General features: G+C 62.7%; 5 protein-coding genes. 2 read left to right on the top strand and 3 right to left on the bottom strand.

Translation table 11 applies throughout. The features are described from left to right. Positions 1-147 precede the first annotated feature (147 nt). Entirely contained in the window at positions 148-888 is a 741-nt protein-coding gene (locus EN781_RS25315) for an MBL fold metallo-hydrolase (protein ID WP_126055308.1), read from the top strand. A gap of 3 nt (positions 889-891) precedes the next feature. After that, a complete protein-coding gene (locus EN781_RS25310) occupies positions 892-2,142 on the top strand; it encodes an MFS transporter (RefSeq protein ID WP_126055307.1) in 1,251 nt (416 codons plus the stop codon). Between the two features lie 290 nt (positions 2,143-2,432). Here the strand turns inward: EN781_RS25310 and EN781_RS25300 are convergent, their stop codons facing one another. The 3 genes from EN781_RS25300 to EN781_RS25290 all read right to left on the bottom strand — a co-directional run. Continuing rightward, positions 2,433-3,083 (bottom strand): cation transporter, encoded by a 651-nt coding sequence (locus EN781_RS25300; RefSeq protein WP_348627249.1) that lies wholly within the window; start codon positions 3,081-3,083, stop codon positions 2,433-2,435. 80 nt (positions 3,084-3,163) lie between these two features. Next, positions 3,164-3,946: a methyltransferase domain-containing protein gene (locus EN781_RS25295; RefSeq protein WP_126055306.1), complete on the bottom strand. Its 783-nt coding sequence runs from the start codon at positions 3,944-3,946 to the stop codon at positions 3,164-3,166. A gap of 261 nt (positions 3,947-4,207) precedes the next feature. Then, the coding region (locus EN781_RS25290; RefSeq protein WP_145965617.1) for a sensor domain-containing diguanylate cyclase at positions 4,208-5,143 on the bottom strand (936 nt) is incomplete at its 5' end.

Genomic DNA, 5,143 nt, shown 5'->3' with positions numbered 1-5,143 from the left:
GTGCGCATGCCCGAGAGCTTGAGCCACTTCGGCAAGGCTGGCGAAAACCGCCTGTTTTGGTCCGATGCTTGACATGCATTCTTCTCGATGGAACATTCAGCAGAATAATTGAATGTTATCTCGGGCGAGGCAGGGAGTGCAAGAGTCATGATCCTCCGTCAGTTCCTCCATTCCGATCCCGTCGCTGCATCCTACCTGTTCGGATGCGGAGGCAAGTCGGCAGCCGCCGTCGTCGATCCGGTAGGCGATATCGCGCCCTATCTTCGAGTTGCCGAGGCGACCGGCATGCGCATTCTCTATGTGGTCGATACGCACATCCACGCCGACCACATTTCCGCCGGGCGGACGCTCGCCGCAGCCTCCGGCGCGGAATACATGCTGTTCGAGGGCGCGGAAGCCGGTTTCCCATTTCGACGCGCCAAGGACGGCGAGGTAGTCGAGCTCGGCAACGTGACCATGACCGTCATGCACACGCCAGGGCACACGCCGGAGCACATCTCGCTCCTGGTCACGGACAGGACACGCGCGGCCGAGCCATGGTTCGTGCTGACGGGCCACACTCTCATGGTTGGCGATCTCGGACGAACCGAACTTGCAACCAGTGCCGAGGACGGCGCGCGGACGCTGTTTTCGAGCGTGCGCCGCCTCAAGCAACTGCCGGATCACGTCGAAGTGCTGCCCGGCGCCTACTCCGGCTCGGTCTGCGGGCGCTCGCTCAGCGGCAAGCCGACATCGACGATTGGCTTCGAGAAGCGCTTCAACAAGGCGTTCCGCATTGATGACGAGGACACTTTCGTCGCCACGATGATCGCGGACATACCGCCCCCGCCGCCGGAGGCGGCGCGCAACCGTGCCGCCAACGCGGGTCTCGCCGCCGCCGCGGCCTGAGCAATGAACGAGGGGGCATCAGTTTCGCCAGGCTCGACTGTCAGGCTTGGGCTCAAGGAAAACTGGCGGCAGTTTGCCCTGCTCATGCTGGTGAACGCCTTCGTCGGTGGCATGGTCGGGCTCGAACGAACAGTCGTGCCGCTCATCGGGTCGGAAGAGTTCGGCATCGCCTCGACGACACTCGTCGTCTCCTTCATCGTCAGCTTCGGCGTGGTCAAGGCGCTTGCCAATCTGGTCTCGGGCCAACTCGCGGACACCTGGGGACGCAAGCGCGTTCTCGTCCTCGGCTGGGTTGTCGGCTTGCCGGTTCCGTTCATGATCATCTGGGCCCCGAGCTGGGGATGGGTGATTGCGGCCAATGCGCTGCTCGGCATCAACCAGGGGCTCGCCTGGTCGATGACGGTCATCATGAAGGTCGATCTCGTCGGCCCGAAATCGCGCGGCCTCGCCGTCGGCCTCAATGAATTTGCCGGTTACCTGGCGGTCGGCGTGACGGCGTTTCTCACCGGCTATCTTGCCTCGCGGTACGGTCTGCGTCCCGTGCCCATCTATCTCGGCATAGGCTACGCCGTAATCGGCGCCGTGCTGTCGATCGTGCTCATCCGCGACACGCGCGACCACCTCCGGCTGGAGGCATCCGCTCACAGACAACAATCCGCGCCGATCAGCTTCCGGGAGGTATTTGCACTGACCTCGTTCAGGGACCGCAATCTGTTCGCGGCATCGCAAGCGGGCCTCATCAACAATCTCAATGACGGCATGAGTTGGGGTATTTTCCCATTGTTCTTCGCCTCCTTCGGGCTTGGCGTCGAGCGCATCGGCATCCTGAAGGCGATCTACCCCGCGACCTGGGGAATCCTGCAGATCGTCACCGGCCCCTTGAGCGATCGCTGGGGTCGCAAAGGCCTGATCGTCGCCGGAATGTGGGTTCAGGCCGGCGGCCTGTTTCTCACCGCGGCTACCAGCCGGTTCGAGTGGTGGCTCGTCGGCAGCCTTCTGCTCGGCCTTGGAACGGCAATGGTCTATCCAAGCCTGATCGCCGCGGTTTCCGACGCCTCGCATCCAAGCTGGCGCGCCCGCTCGCTCAGCGTTTATCGGTTCTGGCGCGACCTCGGCTACGCGATCGGCGCGCTCTCCGCGGGCCTCATCGCCGATCGCTTCGGGCTCTCATGGGCGATCACGTCGATCGCCGCTTTGACGTTTCTCTCCGGCGCGATTGTTGCCATCGCAATGCAGCAGACCGCCAAGGGTTAGCTGGCCTGAATGATCTTTTTCACCTGTTGCCGGTCTTCCGGCGACCACTGCTCGGGTTCTCCTGATGAGCGATGGCGGCGTGAAGCTCGATGTGTTTCCAGAGTTCAGTCTCAGCCGTGAACGATCCTGGACAGGCATCCATTCCAGGGTAGTCCTTGCACCGATATGAATAGGCCATATCTACGCCTCCCTGGTTTGCCGGGTCAGCAGGCGAGGAAGTGGCGCGCTTGTCGATTCACAGTTTTCGAATGCCAGGGCGCCTCTAGCCGAAGTTCGGCTAGCGTGTTCTCCTATTCAGCTGGCGACATAGGGCGACGGCTGTTCAACTCGGCAAGCGACTGGCTGGTGACAACGATTGCACCTTGAATAGCGAGCGGTGCCATGATGCCGGCGACAGCTGCGTCAGGCCAGCCGGAGCCGGTTCCAAAGACACCAGCGGCGGCAGCCAGGACAGCGAGGTTGCCGAGTACGTCGTTGCAAGTGCAAATCCACGCAGAGCGCATATTCGCATCGCCGCTCCTGTAGGCCCATAGAAGACCAAATGAAGCAGCGTTCGAAAGCAAGGCAGCAAAGCCGACTGCGCCAATCGTGAAGGCCCCTGGCAGCGTGCCGTGAACCGTGTTCCAAACCGCTATCCCTATGACCCAGGCTGCGAACAGTCCCATGGTTGCGCCTTTGACCAGCGCTGCGAGGGCGCGATAGCGAAGCGCCATGCCAACCACAAAGAGACTGATCGCGTAGTTGCCGGCGTCGCCAAGGAAATCGAGCGCATCGGCCTGTAGCGAGGCAGAGCCAGCCGCAACGCCAGCGCCGATCTCGACCGCAAACATTGCTGAGTTGATACCCAGCACCGCCCAGAGAACACGCCTGTATGATGCGTCTTCATCCGTAGCCGGGTGATTGTCGTGATCGGCTCCGCAGCATTGAGCGCCCATCACCATCTCCCATGCTTTTCCTCTAGGCATATAGGTGGTCGGCCGATATGTGAAAGCTTAACAGCCCTTGGTGCCCGCGCCAGCTTTCAGGGTTTGGCGGCAAGGATCGACACGCTTTTGACTCCGAACTTGCGGCTAGCCCCCTTCGCGTTCTGCGAAATGAACTCGTAGGCCGGATTGTCCTCGCGCTTGACCACGCGAAGGCCGGCGTGTTCGATCTTCGTGCAATAGTCGTCCTGCTGCGCGGCACCGCCGATGCACGCGGCCCACAGCGTCGAGTTGCACACGATATTTTCCGGCAGTTGCACCTCGGTGACGATGTCGGAGATGGCGAGACGGCCGCCGGCGCGCAACAGTCGAGCTGTTTCCTGAAAGACAGCCTGCTTGTCGGTTGCAAGATTGATCACCCCGTTGCTGATGACCACGTCGGCAATCCCTGCGGGCAGTTCAACGTCCTCGATATAACCCTTCATGTAAGTGATGTTATCGAAGCTGTGACTGTCGCGCAGGCGGGATGCTTTCGCGAGCTGTTCGTCGGTCATATCCACGCCGATCACTTTCCCCGTCGCGCCGACCCGCAACGCCGCGATGAAGGTATCCATACCGGAGCCGCTGCCGAGATCGATCACAGTTTCTCCCGGCTTCACGTCGGCGAGATGAAAAAAGTAACCGACACCAGCGAACGATTCGATCGCCTCTGCCGGTATCCGATCGAGGTCTTCAGTGCTGTAGCCCAACCGCTCCGCCAGCGATCGACCCATCTCGAAATGAAACTCGCCTTTCGGGTTCGTGGCGACGTCGCGGTACATGGCCTTGACTTTTGACTCCAGGTCCTTCGGATCGAAGGGCACGCTCGCTGCGCTGGTCATTTCCTCCTCCCTGTACCCCTCCTTTCGACAGGATACTGCATGACGAGAATTCAGTGAATGACCCAAGCGCAAAGCAAGCGCGCCAGCGTTAGCGCTCCGCCATGGCGACCGCAACTTCTGTACCGGAAAGGAAAGCTGGTGCGGCGACAGAACCGATTGTCCAGCTAGGCCGAACAGGTCGGCGATTATGCCGGCCGACAGGGCGCCGATCGCGTAACCGTCCGCCATGACATAGGTGGTCGGCCGACGGATGAAAGCAACTCAACCCTTGGTGTCCGCGCCCGCCTTCACCGATGCCACCAGCTGGATCGCCGGGCGCTCGCCCGGCGCATTGGTCCTGGCGACGACGACGCGGTCGCGGCCTTCGGCCTTGGCATCGTATTGCGCGTGGTCGGCCGCGTTGGTGAGCTCGGCCCAGCCCGCGCCATGCTCGGGATAGGCGGCGACGCCGAATGAGGCCGTCACGGTGCCGAGCGTGCGGCCGCGATGCGCCAGATGCAGCTGCTTGATCGCCTGGCGCAGCGCCTCGGCGCGCTGGGCGCCCTCTTCGAGCGATGCTCCCGGCATGACCAGCGCGAATTCCTCACCGCCATAGCGCGACACGACATCGCTGTCGCGGGCATGCTCGATGAGCGTTGCGGCGACCTGCTTCAGCACGAGGTCGCCGGCTTCGTGGCCGAACGTGTCGTTGAACTGCTTGAAGTGGTCGACGTCGAGCATGATGATCGCCAGCGGCTGGCTCGAGCGCTCCATGCGCCTGAGTTCGCGGCTGCTGGTTTCCTCCAGATAGCGCCGGTTGAACAGGCCGGTGTTCGGATCGCGGATCGATTGCTGCCTGAGCGTCTCGCGCAGGCGCAGATTGGCCAGCGCCAGCGCCAGCGTGTCGACGACGCCGCGCAGGATCTGCTGCCGCTCGGCCAGCCATTGCGGCTTTTCGGCTGCGTTCGGCTCGCACAGATGCAGGATGCCCAGCGTCTCGCCTTGCGCCGCCAGCGGCATGCAGACATAGCCCTTCTTGCCGTTCTCGGTGATGTGGGCGCAGCGCGGCGTCAGCATGCCCGGGCCGGCGACATGCTCCTGGCCACGCCGCAGCGCCCAGCAGTCCTCCGGCGCGAACTGGTTGACGCTCGAGCGGACGTCGCCCCAATGCGCCATCTCCTCCACCAGGTTGCGCGAGGCGCTGGTCAGGTGCACGCT

Source organism: Mesorhizobium sp. M4A.F.Ca.ET.090.04.2.1 (genome assembly GCF_003999085.1).
Classification (GTDB): domain Bacteria; phylum Pseudomonadota; class Alphaproteobacteria; order Rhizobiales; family Rhizobiaceae; genus Mesorhizobium.
Note: the sequence above shows the minus strand (reverse complement) of the source record. Positions and strands in the feature narration are given on the sequence as shown.

Coding starts and splice junctions, on each gene's coding strand:
- EN781_RS25315 (WP_126055308.1), top strand. CDS start 148: ATGATCCTCCGTCAGTTCCTCCATTCCGATCCCGTCGCTGCATCCTAC.
- EN781_RS25310 (WP_126055307.1), top strand. CDS start 892: ATGAACGAGGGGGCATCAGTTTCGCCAGGCTCGACTGTCAGGCTTGGG.
- EN781_RS25300 (WP_348627249.1), bottom strand. CDS start 3,083: ATGGTGATGGGCGCTCAATGCTGCGGAGCCGATCACGACAATCACCCG.
- EN781_RS25295 (WP_126055306.1), bottom strand. CDS start 3,946: ATGACCAGCGCAGCGAGCGTGCCCTTCGATCCGAAGGACCTGGAGTCA.